Raw genomic sequence first — 18,846 nt, forward strand, 5'->3', positions numbered from 1 at the left:
CGGTCCGTCCTGTCTGTCTCCTGCCGTTCCATATGACACTCCCCTGATCAGCATTGCTTCGGTTGTATCGACTGTATCAGCACAGTAGCGCCAAGTGCGTCTCTGCTGCAGCTCAACCGGTCAAGCTGGTGCAGCTCCCGCCAGCCCCTTAGGCTTCAGCGGTGGCGGTGCGGTTCGATGACTCCCGGCCCACCTACCTGCAGGTGGCCGATGTGCTCCGCGCCGAGATCAAGGCCGGTCGTCCACCGGCGGGCGAACGGCTTTCCTCCGTCCGGGACCTCACAGCTCGCTTCGACGTCTCGGCGGCGACGGTCCAGAGCGCGCTACGCGTACTACGCGAGAGCGGTGTGATCGCAGCGCGCTCGACGAGGGGCTACTTCGTCAGCGACGAGCCTCCAACTGATCACAGCAGCGCCGACGCTCCGTCAGCAGAGTTCGTGCTCATCCGTGAGCAGCTTCATGCGGTGCAAGGAGCTGTGCGCGACCTTGGGGATCGCATCAGCCGTCTGGAGGCGGCGATGCTGCCCCGGGAGACGAGTCCCGGCGCTCCCTCCGAATCACCGTAGCCAGCACCCGGACTCGGCCCGAGAGGTCGGCAAGCTCAACCGCGAGCGCCGCGAGCGCCGCCTCCAGGACAGCTCGCTCCTCAGCCGTCATTGTCATGCGCTCTGACCTCCGCTCTCGGTGTCGGCAGCGCCTTGACTGGCCGCCGTGCCTGTACAGGACACCAAGGACTGCGCGGCTAGACCAGATCGCGAAACCCCCCTCGAAACCCCCCTCGAAACCCCTCGCCCGGGCAACATCGCCAAACGCCCCACAGCTCCGGGCGCCGCAGGTACTGTTCGACAGTCAGCAAGTGGTCGTCACACCCGTAAGCGACGGGAGAGAAGGGTGGCTCGTCCTCGCCGCGCGCCGCTCAGCCCGCAGCTCGCCGAGTTCCGAAACGAGCGGGGGCTGACGCAGGAACAGGTCGCCGAGGCGATCGGCATTACCTCCGAGATGGTACGTCGCCATGAGAAAGGGCTTGCCCGGCCCACTGAGAAGTACCGACGCCGCTACAGCGCCTTCTATCGCGCAAGCGAGAGCAGATTAGGAATCGCTGCGCCAGCAGCATCGCCCGGCTCCCTTTACGTCGCTGAGCAATCGCTCACTTCCATAGACGATCTCCTGGCTGAGGTCAGCACATCCGCTACGTCCAACGAGTCCGTAGAGCAGCTCTCGGCAGCCACTGCGACCCTGGCTGAGCTACACACGGAGGCTCCGGCCCGCCGCGTGCTTCGGCAGGTCGTGCAGCTGAGAAGGAGGACCCACGACCTCGCGAGAGGCCCGGTGCGGCTGAGTCAGGCGCGTGAGCTGTTCCGGATCGAGTCCGACCTGCTGGCGCATGCCTGCCTGCTCCTGGGCGACGTCAAGCAGGACGGCGCAGCCTACAAGCACGGCATGGCGGCGCTGGCCTTCGCGACCGAGGCCGGATCGAGCCAGGCCATGGCGCGGACCGCCCTGGCGAAGACCCTGCGGTGGTCGGGCCGCTTGGCCGAGTCCGCCGACATGGCCAGGTCCGGCTACGAAGTGAGCCCGCAGTCCGCGATCCGTGTACAGCTCGCCAGCCAGGAGGCGAACGCAGCCGCGCTGCTCGGGGACGCCGGCCGCGCTCGCCAGGCACTGCGGCGCGCCGAGACCGACGCCGAGACCTTGGCGCCAGAGTCCAGGCGATCGGCCTGGGCGTTCCCGCGAGCGCGTCAAGCGGTCTTCGCGCTGTCGGTTGCCAACCACACCCACGACCCAGCGGGCGCACTCCGTGCTGCCGCCACGGCGGACGCGAGCTGGAAGGCTGGCGAACCGGTGATCCGGGCGAACTGGGCGCAGATCCGAGTCGGCGCGGCGCTCGCGCACCTCGACCTGGGGGACCTGGACGCCGCCACCGCAGAGGTCGCCCCGGTACTCGAGCTGCCACCCGAATTGCGGGTCGCCACGGTCACGGCCTACACGGACAATCTGAGCCGGCGGCTGGCAGCACCCCGGCTGCGGCGAGTCCGCCAGGCCGAGGAGTTGCTGGCCGCCGCCCTGCAGTTTGCAGCTGATGCGCTACCAGACGATCCTACCGAGGAGAACCCGTGAGCCCACTTCCGACGCAACTGCGTGATCGCTGGCTGAACCGCAGCGAACCAGCCGTCGGAAGCGGAACCTTGTACTGGCATGTGCTCCTCGCGCGGTACCCAGAGGCGTGGCAGGCCGCAGCAGCGGCGCAGGCCGCACTAGCGAATTTCCCCGGCTTCCACATGACCCCGCCCTCGTGGATTCACATGACCGTCTTCCTGGCCGGCCCTGCCGATGGATTCACGCGGGAGCAGATGGCAGAGATGGTGAAGGTCGCCGCTGAAGAACTCCGCGAGACCAAACCTATCGAGGTCGACCTCGGCCGAGTCCTCTATCATCCCGAAGCGGTCATGCTGGCCGTTGAGCCCGTCGACAAGCTGCGTCCGATTCGGGCGGCTGCACGCCGTGCCACAGCCGTCGCCATCGGGGAGGAGCCTCCATCCGAGGAGCCGACGTCGGCATGGACACCGCACATGACGGTCTCTTACAGCACTGCCGATCAACCGGCTGGACCCGTCATCGCCGCGCTCGGAAGAAGCGTCCCCACGCGACGCATCGCCATTGACGCACTGAATCTCGTTGTGCAGTGGGGACCGGAACGCCTGTGGGATTGGGAAACCGTCGGCACGGTAGAGCTATAGCGGCTTCTGCGCCGACCCGGGACGCCGCATCCGACCGCCCAGCACCTCGGCGGCACGCCGGTCCGATTCGCCGACCCACGCCGCATACACGCGCAGGGTCGTCGCGCCTCCGCCACCGTGGCCCAGTCGGCCGGCGACGGTGCGCAGGTCGACGCCAGCGGTGAGGAGTTCCGTGGCCGAGTAGTGCCGGAGCGCGTGCAGGTGGCTGTCGATGCCTAGTGCTGCGCACATGCGTCCGTAGCGGTGGGTCACCGCGCTCGGGTCTGCCGGAACGTCTCGTGCCGCCTGACGCGAGAACAGGAACGCCTGGGCAATCGGCTCACCACCCAACGAGCGGGCCAACTGCTCGTAGCGCGTCCGATGGTCGCCGAGGACGGCAATGGTCTCGGCGTCGAGCGAGATGCGCCGCATCTGGTGGGTCTTGGTGTCCTTCTCGATCCCGCGGCTGCCGGTGCGGACGTAGTTGCGCCGGATCGTCATCACGCCCAGCTCCAGGTCGACATCGGCCCACCGCAGCGCCAGAACCTCACCGCGGCGCATCCCGGTCACCATGACCAGCCAGACCAGCGTGCCCCACTCCTCGTCCTGCTCCCACGCTGCAGCGATGATGCGCGCCGCGTCCGCCGCGCTCGGCGGTTCGGGTTGCGGCGGACGCTGCTTCGGCTTCTTCGCGTGCTCGGCCGGATTCGTGCGGATCCACTCCCACCGCACCGCCGCAGCCAACGCCGAGGCGATGATCCAGTGGATCTGACGGACCGACGAGCTCGCCATCGGCGTGCAGCGATGAGAGGGACACTCGACGGTGACGCAGCCGGCCACCGCGCAGTCGTGCGGCTTGGAGCTCGGCCGCCCGGGTGGCCGCTTGTGCCGCACCGTCCGGCACTCGTGCGGAGCGGTCGTGCGGTGGTCGACCGCCGGCTCGCCGTCGCGGCAGCGGTGCCGGCAGCGCCGCAGGTCGGCGTAGAACTCCTCCAGCACCTGCGGCGTCAGCTTGGACAGCGGTACCGCGCCGAGAGCCGGCTCGATCGTCCGCCGGACATAGCCGCGGTAGCCGTCGAGCGTCGACGCCTCCGCCTCGTGGATACGCAGCCACGCCTCCAGCACCGCGCTCAGCGTGGAGCGAGTCCGCGGGTTGCGATGTTCGTCGACCTGGGCGAGCAACCGCGTGAGGATCTTCTGGGCATCAGCCTCGCTCCGGGTCGACTCGGTGAGGTAGTGGTCCTTGCCAGTCAAGGGGTCGACGCCTGCGTACACCAAGACCTGGAACGACCCTCCGCGGCGGCGGATGTGACCACGCGGTCTGCGGGCCTTCGCACTGATCCGAGGCACCGACCGAGCATACCCATTGACAGAGTCATTGACAGACGCCGACGACATGATCGTTCACAGGCACAAACGTCCTGGTCAGTATTGGTGGGCCCCCGGGGGATCGAACCCCGAACCCGCGGATTAAAAGTCCGCTGCTCTGCCGATTGAGCTAGAGGCCCGCACCGCCCCCGGCGGCACCGCACAGCCTACGTCGCGGGCCTCGACTCACTCGATCGGCGCACTGCGCCACCTGCGCGACGCTACCCGCGGTCAGCACGCATTCTGTGAGCATGCGAGCACTCCGTGTCATCATCGCTGGACCCGTGGCCGCGCTGCTGCTGGCCGGGTGCGCCGGTGGTGAGCCGGTGGCGTCGGGGGCGGAGGCGTCGGCGCGGGATGTGGCGGTCAACGCCATCTTCACCACCACCCCGGAGGTGGCCATCACCTACTCCGAGGACCTCGTGCGGGTGGGGGCGCGGGGGGCGGTGAGCGCGCACGTCGAGAACGACAGCACGACCGTTCGGCTGGCGGTGCGGGGGTTGCTGCCTGATCGCGTCTACGGTGCGCACGCGCACGCCCGGCCCTGCGGGCCGGACGGGGACGCGGCGGGGCCGCACTTCCAGCACCAGCCCGACCCCGTCCAGCCCAGCACCGATCCGCGGTTCGCCAACCCCGACAACGAGGTGTGGCTCGACCTGGCGACCGACGCGCGGGGGGAGGCGAGCGTGCAGACCGTCGTGCCGTGGCAGTTCGGCGAGCGACGGGCGCGGTCGGTGGTGATCCACGCCGAACCGACCCGCACCGGGCCGGGTGAGGCCGGGGTGGCGGGGCCGCGGGTCGCCTGCGTCACCGTGGATTTCTGAGGCGAGGACAATGGGACAGCGTGAGTGTCCCGACCGCCGTCCGGGCCCCGCTGCGCATCGGGCCCCACACCTGCGACACGCCGGTGGTGCTGGCCCCGATGGCCGGCATCACCAACGCGGGTTTCCGCCGGCTCTGCCGTGAGCAGGGCGCCGGCTTCTACGTCTGCGAGATGATCACCTCGCGGGGGCTGGTGGAGAAGAACCCGCTGACCTTCCGCATGATCGCCATGGACCCGGACGAGCAGCCGCGCTCCATGCAGCTCTACGGCGTCGATCCGGCGACGATCGGCGCCGCCGTGCGGATGATCGTCGAGCGCGACCTCGCCGACCACGTCGACCTCAACTTCGGCTGCCCCGTCCCCAAGGTCACCCGGCGCGGCGGCGGGGCGGCGCTGCCCTACAAGCGGCGGCTGTTCGAGCGGATCGTGCGGGCCGCCGTCGAGAACGCCGGGCCGATGCCGGTGACGATCAAGATGCGCATCGGCATCGACGACGGGCGCCACACCTACCTCGACGCCGCCCAGCGGGCCGTCGACGCCGGGGTCGCGGCCGTCGCCCTGCACGCCCGCACCGCGGCCCAGCGCTACTCCGGCACCGCCGACTGGACGGCCATCGCCCGGCTGCGCGACGCCGTGCCCGCCGAGGTGCCGGTGCTGGGCAACGGCGACATCTTCAGCGCAGCCGACGCGCTGCGGATGGTCGCCGAGACCGGCTGCGACGGCGTCGTCGTGGGGCGGGGGTGCCTGGGCCGGCCCTGGCTGTTCGCCGACCTGGAGGCCGCGTTCGCCGGCCGCCCGCTGCCCGAGCCACCGTCGCTGGGCCAGGTGGCCGCGACGCTGCGCAGGCACGCCGTGCTGCTGCAGGCGCACATGGGCGCGGACAAGGGCATCCGCGACGTCCGCAAGCACATCGCCTGGTACCTCAAGGGCTTCCCGATCGGCGGCGACCTGCGCCGGCGCCTGGGGCTGGTCGACAGCCTCGACGAGCTCGACGAGCTGCTCGCCCTGCTCGACCCGGACGAGCCCTTCCCGGCCGAGGCCGACGGGCCGCGCGGGCGCCAGGGCAGCCCGGGCCGGGTGGTGCTGCCCGAGCACTGGCTCGACGACCCCGACGACCCCAGCGTCCCCTTCGGCGCTGAGCTGGAGCACTCGGGCGGCTGACCCACCCCTCCCGACCTGCCCCGCCCTGGCCCGCCCTGGCCCGTCGAGAACGAGGTTGTTGTCGGTTGGACCGGTCCAAACGACAAACAGGTTCGTTCTCGACGGGGCCGGGCGGGCGGGCCGGACGGGCGGGACGGGCGAGCAGGGCCGGACGGGCAGGGCCGGACGGGCAGGGCGCTGCGGACGAAGGGCGGGACCACCTCGTCGGAGGCGGTTGAGGGGCGGAAGGCGGCGGGAACCCGCCACGTCCGGGCACGGTCCGCGACGGCGGGCCCATCGGTCGGGTGGAGCGGCACGCGAACGGGTGCGGCGGCTCAAGAGCCCCGCCGCGGACGTCGACTCCACTGGCGAGCAGGGAGGTGCCGATGGTCGCGGTCCACACCATGGGCGAGGCGGATCGCCGGGGCGGGGCCCCGGCCCAGGAGATCGCGCTGGCCGAGGACCTCGCCGCGGCGGGCCGCTGGGAGGAGGCCTACGCGCACCTGCGGGTGGCCGTGCGGGCACTGCAGCAGGGCTCCGGGGCCCCGGCGGACGAGCTCGACCGGCTGCGCCGCGAGCACGCCGAGGCGCGCGAGCAGAGCCGCCGCGACAGCCTCACCGCCAGCTACAACCGCCGCTACCTCGACGAGCGGCTGGTCGCCATGCTCGCCGACCCGGCCTCGCGCGGCGCGGCCGGCATCTCCGTCGCGCTCGTCGACGTCGACCACTTCAAGCAGGTCAACGACGGTTACGGCCACCAGTTCGGCGACCGGGTCCTGCAGCGCATCGTCGACGAGCTGGCCGCCGCGCTCCCGCCGGAGGCCTTCTGCGCCCGCTACGGCGGCGAGGAGTTCGCGCTCGTGCTGCCGCGCCACGACCTCCTCGACGCCGTGCGGGTGTGCGAGGCCGCGCGCAACCGGATCGCCCGGTACCGGTGGGAGCAGCTGGCCGCGGGGCTGCGGGTCACCGTGAGCGCGGGCGTGACCCACAGCGCCGGGCCGGTCACCGACCCCGGCGGGCTCATCGGCACCGCCGACACCCTGCTGTACGCGGCCAAGGACTCCGGCCGCAACGCCGTCGCCTTCCGGGACGCGCGCACCGGGCTCGTCCGGCTGGCCGGGCCGGCGGGCTGCCGGCGGGCGATCCCGCAGGCGACACGCCTACCGAGACCCGGCCGTGACCGAAGTGGGTCACCTCCGTAGGCTCACGCTCCGTCAGGAGGGGGCGGGCTGGGCGGGTGAGCACCCGTGTGCCCGCCCCCTGCTCGTACGGGTCGCGGGAGGTGGCGTGGTCGACGACCGGGACCGCACGCCCCGCCGCGGTGGCACCGACGTGCACCGCGAGTCCGTCGAGGACATCCTCGCCCGCAACGGGCTGGGCGGCGCGGCGTCCGGGCCGCACACCACCACCGGTGGGCGCGCGGCCCGCAGGCGGGCCGCCGAGGAGCAGGAACGCGCCCGGGGCGAGGTCGCCCCTCCCCCGCCCCGGGCTCCCGTGGGCGGGCGGCACTCGGCCCGGAACCCGAACGCCGACGCCGGCGGCGGTGCGCGCCACGGCGGTTCGCACAGCCGCGCGGAGGCGGCGGGCGCGGCGACCGGGGAGTGGTCCCCGGCGGCGCCGCCGGAGGGCGGGCGACGCGCGCGGCCCGACACGTTCCCGCCACCCCCCGCCGGTCAGGGGCGGGGCGGCGCGGCGCCGGAAGGCGGCCCCCGCAACGGCACCCCCAACGGCACCCCCAACGGCACCCCCAACGGCACCGCGAACGGCACCGCGAACGGCACCGGTGGACGCCACGGCACGGTCGGCGCCGGGCCGGGCGGGCCGGCAGGCCTGGCGCACCACGGCACGCAGAACGGCGCACGGAACGGCGCACCCGCTCACCCCGGGCGCAACGGTGCACCCGCTCACGGCGGGCGCAACGGCGCCCCGGACGCCTTCGGCTCCGGCGCGGGCGAGGCCTTCGACGCACCTCCGGTCCACGGCGCCGCCCCCCACGGCGGTCCCGGCCGCGGGCCCGTCGGCAACGGCGCCCCGCCGCCCCACCCCGCAGGCCCGCGCGCGTTCGGCGGCCCCACCCGCAACGGCGCGCCCCCGGCGCCCGGCGTCCAGTCCTACCCGCCCCGCAACGGCGCCGGTCCCGCCGCGTTCGGCGGGCCACCGCCCCCCGGCCCCGGCGGCTACGGCCCGACCGGCCCGCTCCCGGGCCGCAACGGCACCCCGCCGCCGGGCACGAACGGCACCGGCTCCAACAGCACCGGCCCCAACAGCGCACCCCACGGCCCCGGCCCGAACGGCACACCGTATGGCCCCGGCCCGAACGGGCCCGGCCCCAACGGCTCCGGCCCGCATGGCTCCGGCCCGCATGGCTCCGGCCCGCATGGCTCCGGCCCGCATGGCTCCGGCCCGCATGGCTCCGGCCCGCATGGCTCCGGCCCGCATGGCTCCGGCCCCAACGGCGCACCGCACGGCCCCGGCCCGAACGGCGCGCGCCCCTCCGGCCCCGGTCCCGACGCCGCCTTCGGCTCCGGCGCCCCCGCCGTCGCGGAGCCGAACGGCGCGCCCTTCGGCTCCGGCCCGCAGCGCCCCCGCCCGCCCGGCGGGCCACAGCGCCAGGGGCCGCCACGGGGTGAGCCCGCCGAGCAGACCCAGGTGTGGCCGCCTGCCCCCATCGGTCCCCCGCCTCCCCGCCACCCCGGGCAGTTCAGCGGTCCGCCGCCCGTCGCGGACCCCACGGAGGCGCTGCCCGTCCCCGGGAACCCCTCCCCCACCGGCTACCAGACCTCCGGCGTCGTGCACCCGAGCGCGGTCACCACCGCCCTCCCCGCCAGCACACCCGCCCCGGCGGCGAGCGCCGCGCCGGCGGCGGCGGACGCGACCGAGGTCGTCCGGCTGCCCCCGCGCGAGGAGCCCGACGCGGCTCCCGGCGACGCCGAGCAGACGCGGCTGACCCCCGCCGACCCGGACCAGACCCGGACCACCCGCAAGACCCGGGCCGAGCGCGACAGCGAGCGCGAGATCGCGGTCAGCCGGATCGACGAGTCGCTGGTCCGGATGACGGCCGCGCACGCCGGCCTCGACCTGTCCCGGGCGACGGACGACGCGGAGGAGGAACCGCCCCCTCCGCCCGTCTCGACGCGCCGGCGGGCGGGCCGGATCGCCGTGCGCCTGCTCGTCGCCGCCGTCGCGCTGGTCGTGCTGAGCGCGGCCGGTCTGGGCTGGGGCGCCAAGCTGTGGCTCGACTCCGGCATCCGCGACGCCGCCGCCCTCGACCTCGCCTCCAGCGCCATCGTCGACGGCGACGCCCAGGCGGGCGACCGCAACGTGCTGATGGTGGCGTCCGACCGCTCGCGCGACCCGGCCACCCGCGCCGACACCGTCGTCGTGGCGCACGTGCCCGCCGGGGGCGGCCCGGTCGTGGTGCTGTCGGTGCCGCACAACCTGGAGATCAACCGGCCGGCCTGCGACCAGTGGGACGCGGCCACCGCCTCCTACACCGACGAGGCGGCCCGGCCGGAGGCCAACACCCAGCTGATCACCGCGCTCGACCTCGGCGGCCCGCGCTGCATCACCCGCGCCGTCCAGCAGCTCACCGGGCTGGCCATCACCCAGTACGTCGGGCTCGACCTCGGGGCCGTGGAGGGCCTGTCGGCGGCCATGCAGGGCGTGGAGGTGTGCGTGCCCGCCCCGGTGGTCGACGGCACCCTCGGCACCATCGTCGCCGAGCCCGGCACCCGCCGGCTGGACGGCGTGCGCGCCGCCGACTTCGTCCGGGCCCTCGACGTCGCGGGCGACCCGGCCTCCGAGGTCGGCCGGATCGACCGCCAGCAGGAGTTCCTGAACGCGGTGCTCGACCGCACGCTCGACGAGCGCTCGCTGCTCGACTACACCCGCCTCACCCAGCTGCGCCCCGCCCTGCGCGAAGCGCTGGTGGTCGACGGCGGCGAGCTCGACGACGTGCTGGCGCTGTCGCGGGCGCTGCGCGGGGTGGACGGCCGGGACGTCGTGTACGCGGTGGCGCCGACCACCGGCGGCACCGACGGCGTCGGCAACGCCGTGCTCCGCGACGCCGACGCGGCGGCCGTGTTCTCCGCCGTCCGCGAGGACCGCGACCTGCCGGAGGAGGCCGACCCGCTGGAGGCGGTGACCGGCCCCACGCCCGCCGAACTGCGGGTGCAGCTGCTGAACGCCTCGGACGCGCCGGGGCGGGCCGAGCAGGTGGGCGGGGCGCTCGGGGCGCTCGGCTTCGGGATCGGCGAGGTCGGCAACGCCGACGTGGGCACCAACGACACGATCATCAAGTTCTCGCCCGACCAGGCCGCGGGGGCGGCGCTGCTGGCCTCGTCGGTGCCCTCGGCGACGTCCGTGCCCGACCCCGGCTCGACGGGCGTGCTGCAGCTGGTCCTGGGCCGCTCGTTCGACGACGTCATCCAGCCGCCCGCCGCCCCGGCGCCGGTCGACGCCGACCTCGCCGCGCTGGACCCGGCCGCACCGCGGGCGAACTGCCCCTGACCGTTCACCCCCGGTTCACCTGCGCCGAACGGCCCGACCCGGACAGCCCCACTAGTCTCGTGACATGCGGGACGTCTACCAGGAGCAGCTCGACCAACTCGCCGAGGTGCTGGCGACCATGTGCGAGCGGGTGGCCGCGGCGCTGGAGAAGGCCACCCGGTCGCTGCTGGAGGTCGACCTGCAGCTCGCCGAGCAGGTCATCTCCGAGGACGTGCACGTCGACGAGATCCGGGCGATCGCGGAGGAACGGGCGTTCGCGCTGCTCGCCCTGCAGGCGCCCGTCGCCACCGACCTGCGGATCGTCGTCTCGGCGATCCACGGTGCCGGCGACGTCGAGCGCATGGGCGACCTCGCGCTGCACGTCGCCCAGGCGGCGCGCAGGCGGCACCCGCAGCCGGTGCTGCCCGACGAGGTCGTGCCCTACTTCGCCGAGATGGGTCGGGTGGGCGTGGCGCTGGCGCTCAAGGCCGCCGAGGTCATCCGCACCCGGGACGTGGCGGCCGCCGCCCAGCTGGAGGAGGACGACGACGCCATGGACGACCTGCACAAGCACATGTTCACCGTGCTCATGGACCGCAGCTGGAGCCACGGCGTCGGGCCTGCCGTCGACATCACCCTGCTCGCCCGCTTCTACGAGCGCTACGCCGACCACGCCGTCGCGGTGGCCCGCCGGATCGTCTACGTGGTCACCGGGCAGATGCCCGGCCCGTTGACCGTCTGAGGGTTCGCCCGGCCGGCAACGGGAACCCCCGGGTCATGGGCCGGGGGACGCGCACCGCACAGATCATCGGCAGCTCGACGCGCTCGCTCGAGGAGGCGATCCGGGACGGCATGGCCAGGGCCGCCCGCGCGGGTGCGCGCTGGGCCCGGATCACCGGGATCAGCGCCCGCTCCGAGGACGGCGACGGCGAGGTCTACCGGGTGAGCCTGCTGATCGGCCTGCGCCTCGCCTGACGGGCGTTCACCGCCCGTTCACCCGAGCACCGCTGCTGACCAGCGGAGTTGCCCCTACCCTCGCCAGCATGCCCGCTCCCCCGCTGCCCCAGCAGCTCGACGAGCTCGCCGAGCTCCTCAGCCGGATGTGCTCGGCCGTCGCCGGTGCCCTGCAGAGGTCCACGGCCGCGCTGCTGGAGTCGCGCGAGCGCCTGGCCGCGCAGGTCGTCGCCGGGGACGCCGCCGTCGACGCGCTGCGGGCCCAGGTCGAGGACGTCGCGGCCGAGGCGCTGCTGTTCCACAACCCCGTCGCGGGCGACCTGCGCACGGTCGTCTCGGCCATCCGCGCGGCGGGCGACGTCGAGCGCATGGGCGACCTGGCCGTGCACGTGGCGAAGGTCGTCCAGCTGGGCAGGCGGGTGCCCGACGAGATCCGCGACGAGATCGCCGAGATGAGCAGGGTGGCGGTCGAGCTGGCGCTCAAGACGGCCGACGTGGTGCGCTCCCGCAACGTCATCAAGGCCGTCGAGCTGGACACCGACGACGACGCCATGGACGCGCTGCACGAGCACATGTTCGAGGTGCTGATGGCGCCGAGCTGGCCGCACGGGGTGCCGGCCGCGGTGGACCTGACGCTGCTGGCGCGCTACTACGAGCGCTTCGCCGACCACGCCGTCACGGTGGCCCACGAGACGGTCTACGCCGTCACCGGCCGGGAGCCCGACGCCGTCCCGATCTGACGCACGAAGCCGTCGAGAACGGAGGGGGTGTCGGGTTGGGCGGTACAAAAGCCAACCCCCTCGGTAGAGGCCGGGCCGCTCTTCTTTCGTGTCTGTTGGTGCCCCCCCCCCCCCCCCCCCCTGCCCCCCCCCCCCCCCCCCGGGTCGGGGGACGGGGGGTCAGCCGAAGCGGCCGGAGACGTAGTCCTCGGTGGCCTTCTGCGTCGGCTGGGAGAAGATCTTCTTGGTCTCGTCCATCTCGACCAGCTTGCCGGGCTTGCCGGTGCCCTCGATGTTGAAGAAGCCGGTGTAGTCGCTGACCCGGGCGGCCTGCTGCATGTTGTGCGTGACGATGACGATCGTGTAGTCCATCTTCAGCTCGTTGATCAGGTCCTCGATCGCCAGCGTGGAGATCGGGTCCAGGGCCGAGCACGGCTCGTCCATCAGCAGCACGTCGGGCTGCACGGCGATCGCCCGGGCGATGCACAGCCGCTGCTGCTGCCCGCCGGACAGGCCGGAGCCGGGCTTCTCGAGGCGGTCCTTGACCTCGTTCCACAGGTTCGCGCCGCGCAGCGAGCGCTCCACCAGGTCGTCGGTGGCGTCCTTGCGCATGCGCTTGTTGTTCAGCCGCTGACCCGCGATCACGTTGTCGTAGATCGACATCGTGGGGAACGGGTTGGGCCGCTGGAAGACCATCCCGATCTGGCGGCGCACGCCCACCGGGTCGACGCCGGCGCCGTAGAGGTCGGTGCCGTCGAGTTCGATACTGCCCTCGACGCGCGCACCCGGGATGACCTCGTGCATGCGGTTGATCGAGCGCAGGTAGGTCGACTTGCCGCAGCCGGACGGCCCGATGAGGGCGGTCACGGTCTTCGGTCGGATCGTCATGTTGACGCCCTGCACGGCCAGGAACGAGCCGTAGTAGATGTCCAGGTCGATGGCTTCGATCGCCTTGCCCATGGCGCGGCTCCTATCGGTTCTTCGGCGCGAACAGGCGCGCGATCAGGCGGGCGGCGAGGTTCAGGACCATCACGATCACGATCAGCACCAGGGCGGCCGTCCACGCCCGGTCGACGTAGGGATCGCGCGGGACGCCCGGCGCGGCGTAGGAGTAGTAGGCGAACACGGGGAGGGTGGCCTGCCGCCCGTCGAACGGGTTGAAGTTCAGCCCGGTCGTGATGCCGACGGCGATCAGCAGCGGGGCCGTCTCGCCGATGACGCGGGCGATGGCCAGCGTGATGCCCGACGCGATGCCCGCGATCGAGGTCGGGATGACTACCTTGAGGATCGTGCGCCACTTGGGCACGCCCAGCGCGAAGGCCGCCTCCCGCAGCTCGTTCGGGACGATCTTGAGCATCTCCTCGGTGGCCCGCACGACCACCGGGATCATCAGCACCGACAGGGCCACGGCGCCGGCGAAGCCGAGCCGCACGCCGGGCCCGGCGAAGAGCGCGAACAGGGCGTAGGCGAACAGGCCGGCCACGATCGACGGGATGCCGGTCATGACGTCGACGAAGAACGTGATCGAGCGGGCCAGCCGGGTGCCGACGCCGTACTCCACCAGGTAGACCGCGGTGAGCAGGCCGACCGGGATGGACATCGCCGCGGCCAGCGCGGTGATGATCAGCGTGCCCATGATGGCGTGGTAGCCGCCGCCGCCCTCGCCGACGACGCCGCGCATCGAGGAGCTGAAGAACTCGGCGTCGAACCGGGCGACGCCGTTGCTGAGCACGGTCCACACGACCGAGATCAGCGGGATGAGCGCGAGCAGGAACGCGGAGGTCACCACGATCGTGACGACGCGGTCGGCGGCCTTGCGCCCGCCCTCCACCGCGCGGGAGATCGCGTACAGGCCCACCGCGAAGAGCACCACGGTGAGGAAGACGAACAGCCCGATGCTGAACGCGCCGGTCGCGGCGAGCGCACCGCCGATGATCACGGCGGCGCCCGCGAGCGCGGCGGCGGTCCCCCACCGCGGCAGCTGCCCCTTGCGGGCGATGCGGCTCTCGAGCGGGGTGGCCACATCGACATCGTGCTGCGGCGTCGTCTTGTCGGTCTCGATGCTCATCAGTTGGCCCCCGAGAACTCGCGCCGCCGGTTGATGATGAACCGGGCCAGCGAGTTGACCGCCAGCGTGATCAGGAACAGCACGAGGCCGGACGCGATGAGCGTGTTCACCTCGATGCCGGTGGACTCCGGGAACTGCAGCGCGATGTTCGCCGCGATCGTCGACGGGTTGCCGGAGCTGATCAGGTTGAAGGTGACCGCACCGGACACCGACAGGATGATCGCGACGGCCATGGTCTCGCCGAGCGCGCGGCCCAGGCCGAGCATGGCCCCGGAGATGATGCCGGAGCGCCCGAAGGGCAGCACCGCCATCTTGATCATCTCCCAGCGGGTGGCGCCCAGCGCCAGCGCCGCCTCCTCGTGCAGCTTCGGCGTCTGCAGGAACACCTCGCGGGACACCGCCGTGATGATCGGCAGGATCATCACGGCCAGGGTGACGCCGACGACCAGCATCGTGCGCCCGGTGGCCGAGACCGGCCCGGCGAACAGCGGGATCCACCCGAGGTAGTCCTGCAGCCAGGTCATCAGCTCGACCGAGGCCGGGGCGAGCACCGCGACGCCCCACAGGCCGTAGACGATGCTCGGCACCGCGGCCAGCAGGTCGATCAGGTAGCCCAGCGGCTGGGCGATCCGGCGGGGCGCGAAGTGGGTGATGAACAGGGCCACGCAGACCGCGAGCGGGGTGGCGATCAGCAGCGCGATGACCGCGGCCAGCAGCGTGCCGAAGACCAGCGGCCAGATGTAGGCGACGATGCCGTTGCCGCCGGGGATGTCCGCCGCGGGGGCGACGAACGCCGGCGCGGCCTCGATCAGCAGGAACGCCGCCACGCCGGCCAGCACGACGAGGATGAGGATGCCGGCCCCGGTGGCGGAGCCGGCGAAGATGCGGTCGCCGGGCTGGACGACGGGTCTGGTGGACGGCGGCGCAGGCGCTTTCGCCGGGGCCGGCCCCGGGCTGGTGTCGGTACTCACGTGGTCCCTTCCGGCGGATCTCGCGGAAGTAGTAGGGCGGATCGGCCGGGGAGCCCGGGCGGATCAATGATGGGGTCCGCCCGGGCTCCCTGGCCAGGGAATGTGCCGGGATCGATCAGCTCGAGGCGCTGATCGCCTCGACCGCGGGCTCGTACTCGGCGCGCTGCTCGGCGGTGATCGGCGCGGAGCCGGCGGCCCCGGCGGCGGCCTGCTGGCCGTCCTCGCTGATGACGTAGCCGAGGAAGCCCTTCACCAGGTCGGCGGTGGCCTGGTCCGGGTAGGTGGCGCAGGCGATGGCGTAGGACACCAGGACGATCGGGTAGTTACCGGCCTCGGTGGTGTCGCGGGCCAGCTCGATGGCGAAGTTGTTCGCACCCCGACCCTCGAGCCGCGGCGACGCGGCCACGACGGCCGCGGCGGCCTCGGCGGTCGGCGCCACGAACTCGCTGCCGACCTTGATCTTCGCCACGCCCAGGCCCTTGGCCTGGCTGGCGTCGGCGTAGCCGATCGTGCCCTGGCCACCGCCGACCGCACCCACGACGCCCGAGGTGCCCTGGGCGGCCTCGCCGCCCTGCACCGGCCACGCCCCGTCGGCCTCGTGCGGCCACGCCGGGCCGGCCGCCGCCACCAGGTACTCGGTGAAGTTCTCGGTCGTGCCCGACTCGTCGGAGCGGTTGACCGGGGTGATCGGGGTGGCCGGCAGGGTGACGCCCGGGTTGTCCGCGGCGATCGCCGGGTCGTTCCAGGTGGTGATCTGCCGGTTGAAGATGCCCGCCACGGTGGCCGGGGCCAGGTTCAGCTCGGCGACGCCGTCCAGCTTGTAGATGACCGCGATCGGCGAGATGTAGACGGGGAGTTCGATGACGCCGTCCGGGCCGCCGCAGCGCTCCTGGGCGAGCGGCAGCTCCTCCTCGTCCAGCGCCGCGTCGCTGCCGGCGAAGGCCACGCCGCCGCCGGTGAACTGGTCGCGCCCGGCGCCGGAGCCGCTCGGGTCGTAGTTGATGGTCGCGTCCGGGCTGACGGCGGTGAACCCGGCGATCCAGGCCTCCATCGCGGCCTGCTGGGAGCTGGCGCCCGCACCGGAGATGGTGCCGGACACCGAGGCGGCCGCTTCGCCACCCGCGCCCGATGCCGGCGGGGCGGCGGTCTCGTTGGCCGCGCCGCAGCCCGCGAGGAGCAGGGCACCGCTGGTGGCCAGCCCCATCGCAGCGATTCGAGCACGCGAGGCGTGCCGCACGGTCTTCACTCGTGGTCCTCCGTCGGTAAGGCATCACGGCCGGATGGCCGCTCGCCGCAGGACGCTAGGTAACCGGAGTGGACGCGTTCCCCCGCCCAGGTGAACGAGGGATGAACACCTGAGGCTCCGCAATCCCCCGCACGGCGCAACAGCCGTTGTGACCCAGCTGTGACCTGCACCGATATGACCCGGATCTCACCCCGGACGGTGGCCGGGAGGTGAACGGGACTCAGCGGGCGTAGGAGACGTCGGTGCTCCACCGGGTGAAGCCGAGCTTCTCGTACACCCGGACGGCTGCGGCGTTGTCGGCCTCGACGTACAGCATCACCCGGGTCATCCCGCGCTCCCGGAGGTAGGCCAGACCGGCCGCGGTGAGTGCGCCACCCAGCCGCCTGCCCTGCTCCTGCGGATCGACGCCGACGACGTACACCTCACCGATGGGATCCTCGTCGCGCTCCGCGGGGTGGATCTTCGTCCAGTGGTAGCCGAGGAGCCGGTCGTCGGCGTCCACGGCGAGCAGGAAGCCCTCCGCGTCGAACCACGGCTCGGCCTCGCGCAGCCGGATCTGGGACAGGTCCCACCCGCCCTGCTCGGGGTGCCAGTGGAACGCGGCGTTGTTCACGCGCAGGAACTCCGCCTCGTCCGCGCCGACGACGAACGACCGCAGCCGGACGCCCTCGGGCAGGACCGGTTCGGGGAGCGGCTCGGTCAGGTCGCGGCGCAGCTGCCACAGCTCGCGGGCCCGGCGGAAGCCGAACCGCGCCGCGAGCGCCACCGCGCCGGGGTGCTCGCCGTGGGCCCACACGCGCACCGGCCCGCCGACCTTCGCCAGCACCTCCTCGACGATCCGCGCCCCCAGCCCGGAGCGGCGGTGCCCGGGGTGCACCGCCAGCTCGCCGGAGGCCGGCTCGGCGGGGTCGGGGGACAGGTCGAGGTGGGCGAACCCGGCCAGCTCCCCGGCCGGGGTCAGCGCGAGGAGCTGGGCGGTGCCCGGGCCGTCGAGGTGCAGCAGCGCGTCGTCGGAGAGCGGGGCCGTGCCGTCGGCGGCGGCCACCGCGGCGGCGAAGGCGCGGACGTCGTCGATCGCGGCGGCGTCCAGCCCGCTGCGCCAGGACAGCTCGATCACCGCGCCGACACTACCCGCGCGCGCCCCGGCCCCGGGTTGAGCGAGCGGCGCACTGGGCCGGCGGAGTCGGGCGAACGCGCCTCTCGCTCAAGGCGTCGTCATCGACGGGACGGGGCGGGTGGCGCCGCGTCAGAGGCGGCCGGCGAACCCGGGCGCACCCGCTCGGTCGGAGTCGTCGGTGTCGCCGTCGGCTCCGTCGTCCTCGAGGAGGCCGACGGCCGCCACCCCGAGCTGGCCGCGGCTGGGCCGGACGAACTTGTAGCCCACGTTGCGCACGGTGCCGATCATCTGCTCGTGCTCGGCGCCGAGCTTGGCGCGCAGTCGCCGGACGTGCACGTCGACGGTGCGGGTGCCGCCGAAGAAGTCGTAGCCCCACACCTCCTGCAGCAGCTGGGCCCGGGTGAACACCCGGCCCGCGTGCTGGGCGAGGTACTTGAGCAGCTCGAACTCCTTGTAGGTGAGCTCGAGCAGACGCCCCCGCAGGCGCGCGGCGTAGGTGGCCTCGTCGATCACCAGCTCGCCCAGCACCAGCGCGCCGCCGTCGCGGCCCGCGTCGGCGCCGGGACGGGACTTGAGCAGCCGCAGGCGCGCGTCCACCTCGGCCGGTCCGGCGCCGGGCAGCAGGATCTCGTCGACGACCCACTCGCCGGAGACGGCGACCAGCCCGCCCTCGGTGAGCACGGCGACGACCGGGACGTCCATGCCGGTGCTGCCGAGCAGGCGGCACAGGCTGCGGGCGGCCACCAGGTCGGTGCGCGCGTCGACCAGCACCGCGTCGTGCGGCCCGGCGTCGAGCAGGGCGGCGACCTCGGGCGCCGCCGTGCGCACGCCGTGCGGCAGCAGCGTCAGCGCAGGCAGGACGGAACCGGGATCGGGGTCGGCGGTCAGCAGAAGGAGTTCCACGTGGTGCCTCCTCTCATGGCGGAGGTCGGGCGCCCTCGGCATCGGCGCGCGTCGACCTGGCACGGCAGGGCGACGACGACGCACCGTTCACATCCGTGCGACGTGGCGTGAGCACGCCGCGGCGGATAGCGGGAGAATAGTCGGTGAACGGCACCGGACACGAGCCTCGCGGCGCAACTCACCCCGCCCCGTTCCGCCATGACCAGCAGTGACGCCCGTCGCGGTGGGTCGGCACGCGGCACCCGGTCGGTTGGTCGGGCGGGCGACACCGGCCCCGCGGGAAGCGCCGCGGGGGGCAGCTCTACGGTCGGACCCGACACCGGCACCCCGCC

General features: G+C 73.3%; 17 protein-coding genes and 1 tRNA gene. 10 read left to right on the forward strand and 8 right to left on the reverse strand.

Going from position 1 to position 18,846, the window contains the following annotated elements; all coding sequences use genetic code 11:
* Positions 1-161: 161 nt before the first annotated feature.
* The 3 genes from KDL28_RS29735 to KDL28_RS29745 all read left to right on the forward strand — a co-directional run bounded on the left by KDL28_RS29735 (position 162) and on the right by KDL28_RS29745 (position 2,738).
* Positions 162-566 carry a GntR family transcriptional regulator gene (locus KDL28_RS29735; protein ID WP_252443959.1) on the forward strand — a complete coding sequence of 135 codons (405 nt, stop codon included), beginning with the start codon at positions 162-164 and terminating at the stop codon, positions 564-566.
* Between the two features lie 145 nt (positions 567-711).
* Positions 712-2,118: a helix-turn-helix domain-containing protein gene (locus tag KDL28_RS29740; protein WP_504967687.1), complete on the forward strand. Its 1,407-nt coding sequence runs from the start codon at positions 712-714 to the stop codon at positions 2,116-2,118.
* A complete protein-coding gene (locus KDL28_RS29745) occupies positions 2,115-2,738 on the forward strand; it encodes a 2'-5' RNA ligase family protein (RefSeq protein ID WP_252443962.1) in 624 nt (207 codons plus the stop codon). The genes KDL28_RS29740 and KDL28_RS29745 overlap by 4 nt, the downstream gene beginning before the upstream one ends.
* Here KDL28_RS29745 and KDL28_RS29750 read toward each other — a convergent pair.
* Together KDL28_RS29750 and KDL28_RS29755 are read right to left on the reverse strand one after the other, a co-directional pair.
* Positions 2,733-3,992, reverse strand: coding sequence for a tyrosine-type recombinase/integrase (locus tag KDL28_RS29750; RefSeq protein WP_252443964.1), 1,260 nt, complete (start codon positions 3,990-3,992; stop codon positions 2,733-2,735). The genes KDL28_RS29745 and KDL28_RS29750 overlap by 6 nt on opposite strands.
* 157 nt (positions 3,993-4,149) lie before the next feature.
* Positions 4,150-4,225 (reverse strand) — tRNA-Lys (locus KDL28_RS29755).
* Positions 4,226-4,336: 111 nt separating this feature from the next.
* Here KDL28_RS29755 and KDL28_RS29760 point away from each other — a divergent pair.
* From KDL28_RS29760 to phoU (KDL28_RS29790), 7 genes are all read left to right on the forward strand, one after another.
* Entirely contained in the window at positions 4,337-4,909 is a 573-nt protein-coding gene (locus KDL28_RS29760; RefSeq protein WP_252443965.1) for a superoxide dismutase family protein, read from the forward strand.
* Between the two features lie 20 nt (positions 4,910-4,929).
* On the forward strand, positions 4,930-6,069 hold the full coding sequence (dusB, locus tag KDL28_RS29765; RefSeq protein WP_308216081.1) for a tRNA dihydrouridine synthase DusB: 1,140 nt from the start codon (positions 4,930-4,932) through the stop codon (positions 6,067-6,069).
* A gap of 365 nt (positions 6,070-6,434) precedes the next feature.
* Positions 6,435-7,250, forward strand: a complete 816-nt coding sequence (locus KDL28_RS29770; protein WP_252443967.1) for a GGDEF domain-containing protein — start codon at positions 6,435-6,437, stop codon at positions 7,248-7,250.
* Positions 7,251-7,335: 85 nt separating this feature from the next.
* On the forward strand, positions 7,336-10,557 hold the full coding sequence (locus tag KDL28_RS41745; RefSeq protein WP_252443969.1) for an LCP family protein: 3,222 nt from the start codon (positions 7,336-7,338) through the stop codon (positions 10,555-10,557).
* Between the two features lie 64 nt (positions 10,558-10,621).
* Positions 10,622-11,278: a phosphate signaling complex protein PhoU gene (gene phoU, locus KDL28_RS29780; RefSeq protein ID WP_252443971.1), complete on the forward strand. Its 657-nt coding sequence runs from the start codon at positions 10,622-10,624 to the stop codon at positions 11,276-11,278.
* A 35-nt stretch (positions 11,279-11,313) separates the two neighbouring features.
* The gene (locus KDL28_RS29785) at positions 11,314-11,511 is read left to right on the forward strand and encodes a dodecin domain-containing protein (RefSeq protein WP_252443973.1); all 198 of its coding nucleotides are present in this window, start codon (positions 11,314-11,316) and stop codon (positions 11,509-11,511) included.
* 68 nt (positions 11,512-11,579) lie between these two features.
* On the forward strand, positions 11,580-12,230 hold the full coding sequence (gene phoU, locus KDL28_RS29790) for a phosphate signaling complex protein PhoU (RefSeq protein ID WP_252443974.1): 651 nt from the start codon (positions 11,580-11,582) through the stop codon (positions 12,228-12,230).
* 159 nt (positions 12,231-12,389) lie between these two features.
* Here phoU (KDL28_RS29790) and pstB read toward each other — a convergent pair whose 3' ends face one another.
* From pstB to KDL28_RS29820, 6 genes are all read right to left on the reverse strand, one after another.
* On the reverse strand, positions 12,390-13,169 hold the full coding sequence (gene pstB, locus KDL28_RS29795; protein WP_252443975.1) for a phosphate ABC transporter ATP-binding protein PstB: 780 nt from the start codon (positions 13,167-13,169) through the stop codon (positions 12,390-12,392).
* Between the two features lie 10 nt (positions 13,170-13,179).
* A complete protein-coding gene (gene pstA / locus KDL28_RS29800; protein ID WP_252444087.1) occupies positions 13,180-14,271 on the reverse strand; it encodes a phosphate ABC transporter permease PstA in 1,092 nt (363 codons plus the stop codon).
* 5 nt (positions 14,272-14,276) lie between these two features.
* A complete protein-coding gene (gene pstC / locus KDL28_RS29805; protein WP_372497109.1) occupies positions 14,277-15,248 on the reverse strand; it encodes a phosphate ABC transporter permease subunit PstC in 972 nt (323 codons plus the stop codon).
* 115 nt (positions 15,249-15,363) lie between these two features.
* Entirely contained in the window at positions 15,364-16,485 is a 1,122-nt protein-coding gene (gene pstS, locus KDL28_RS29810) for a phosphate ABC transporter substrate-binding protein PstS (protein ID WP_372497112.1), read from the reverse strand.
* A gap of 229 nt (positions 16,486-16,714) precedes the next feature.
* A complete protein-coding gene (mshD, locus tag KDL28_RS29815) occupies positions 16,715-17,584 on the reverse strand; it encodes a mycothiol synthase (RefSeq protein ID WP_372497113.1) in 870 nt (289 codons plus the stop codon).
* A gap of 156 nt (positions 17,585-17,740) precedes the next feature.
* The gene (locus tag KDL28_RS29820; protein ID WP_308216082.1) at positions 17,741-18,514 is read right to left on the reverse strand and encodes a winged helix-turn-helix transcriptional regulator; all 774 of its coding nucleotides are present in this window, start codon (positions 18,512-18,514) and stop codon (positions 17,741-17,743) included.
* Positions 18,515-18,846: the final 332 nt, after the last annotated feature.

Source organism: Pseudonocardia humida (assembly GCF_023898865.1).
GTDB lineage: Bacteria > Actinomycetota > Actinomycetes > Mycobacteriales > Pseudonocardiaceae > Pseudonocardia > Pseudonocardia humida.

What these genes read in the sequence shown, in the direction of transcription:
- KDL28_RS29760 (WP_252443965.1), top strand. Translation starts at nt 4,337, where the DNA reads ATGCGAGCACTCCGTGTCATCATCGCTGGACCCGTGGCCGCGCTGCTG.
- KDL28_RS29770 (WP_252443967.1), top strand. Translation starts at nt 6,435, where the DNA reads ATGGTCGCGGTCCACACCATGGGCGAGGCGGATCGCCGGGGCGGGGCC.
- phoU (WP_252443971.1), top strand. Translation starts at nt 10,622, where the DNA reads ATGCGGGACGTCTACCAGGAGCAGCTCGACCAACTCGCCGAGGTGCTG.
- KDL28_RS29785 (WP_252443973.1), top strand. Translation starts at nt 11,314, where the DNA reads ATGGGCCGGGGGACGCGCACCGCACAGATCATCGGCAGCTCGACGCGC.
- phoU (WP_252443974.1), top strand. Translation starts at nt 11,580, where the DNA reads ATGCCCGCTCCCCCGCTGCCCCAGCAGCTCGACGAGCTCGCCGAGCTC.
- pstB (WP_252443975.1), bottom strand. Translation starts at nt 13,169, where the DNA reads ATGGGCAAGGCGATCGAAGCCATCGACCTGGACATCTACTACGGCTCG.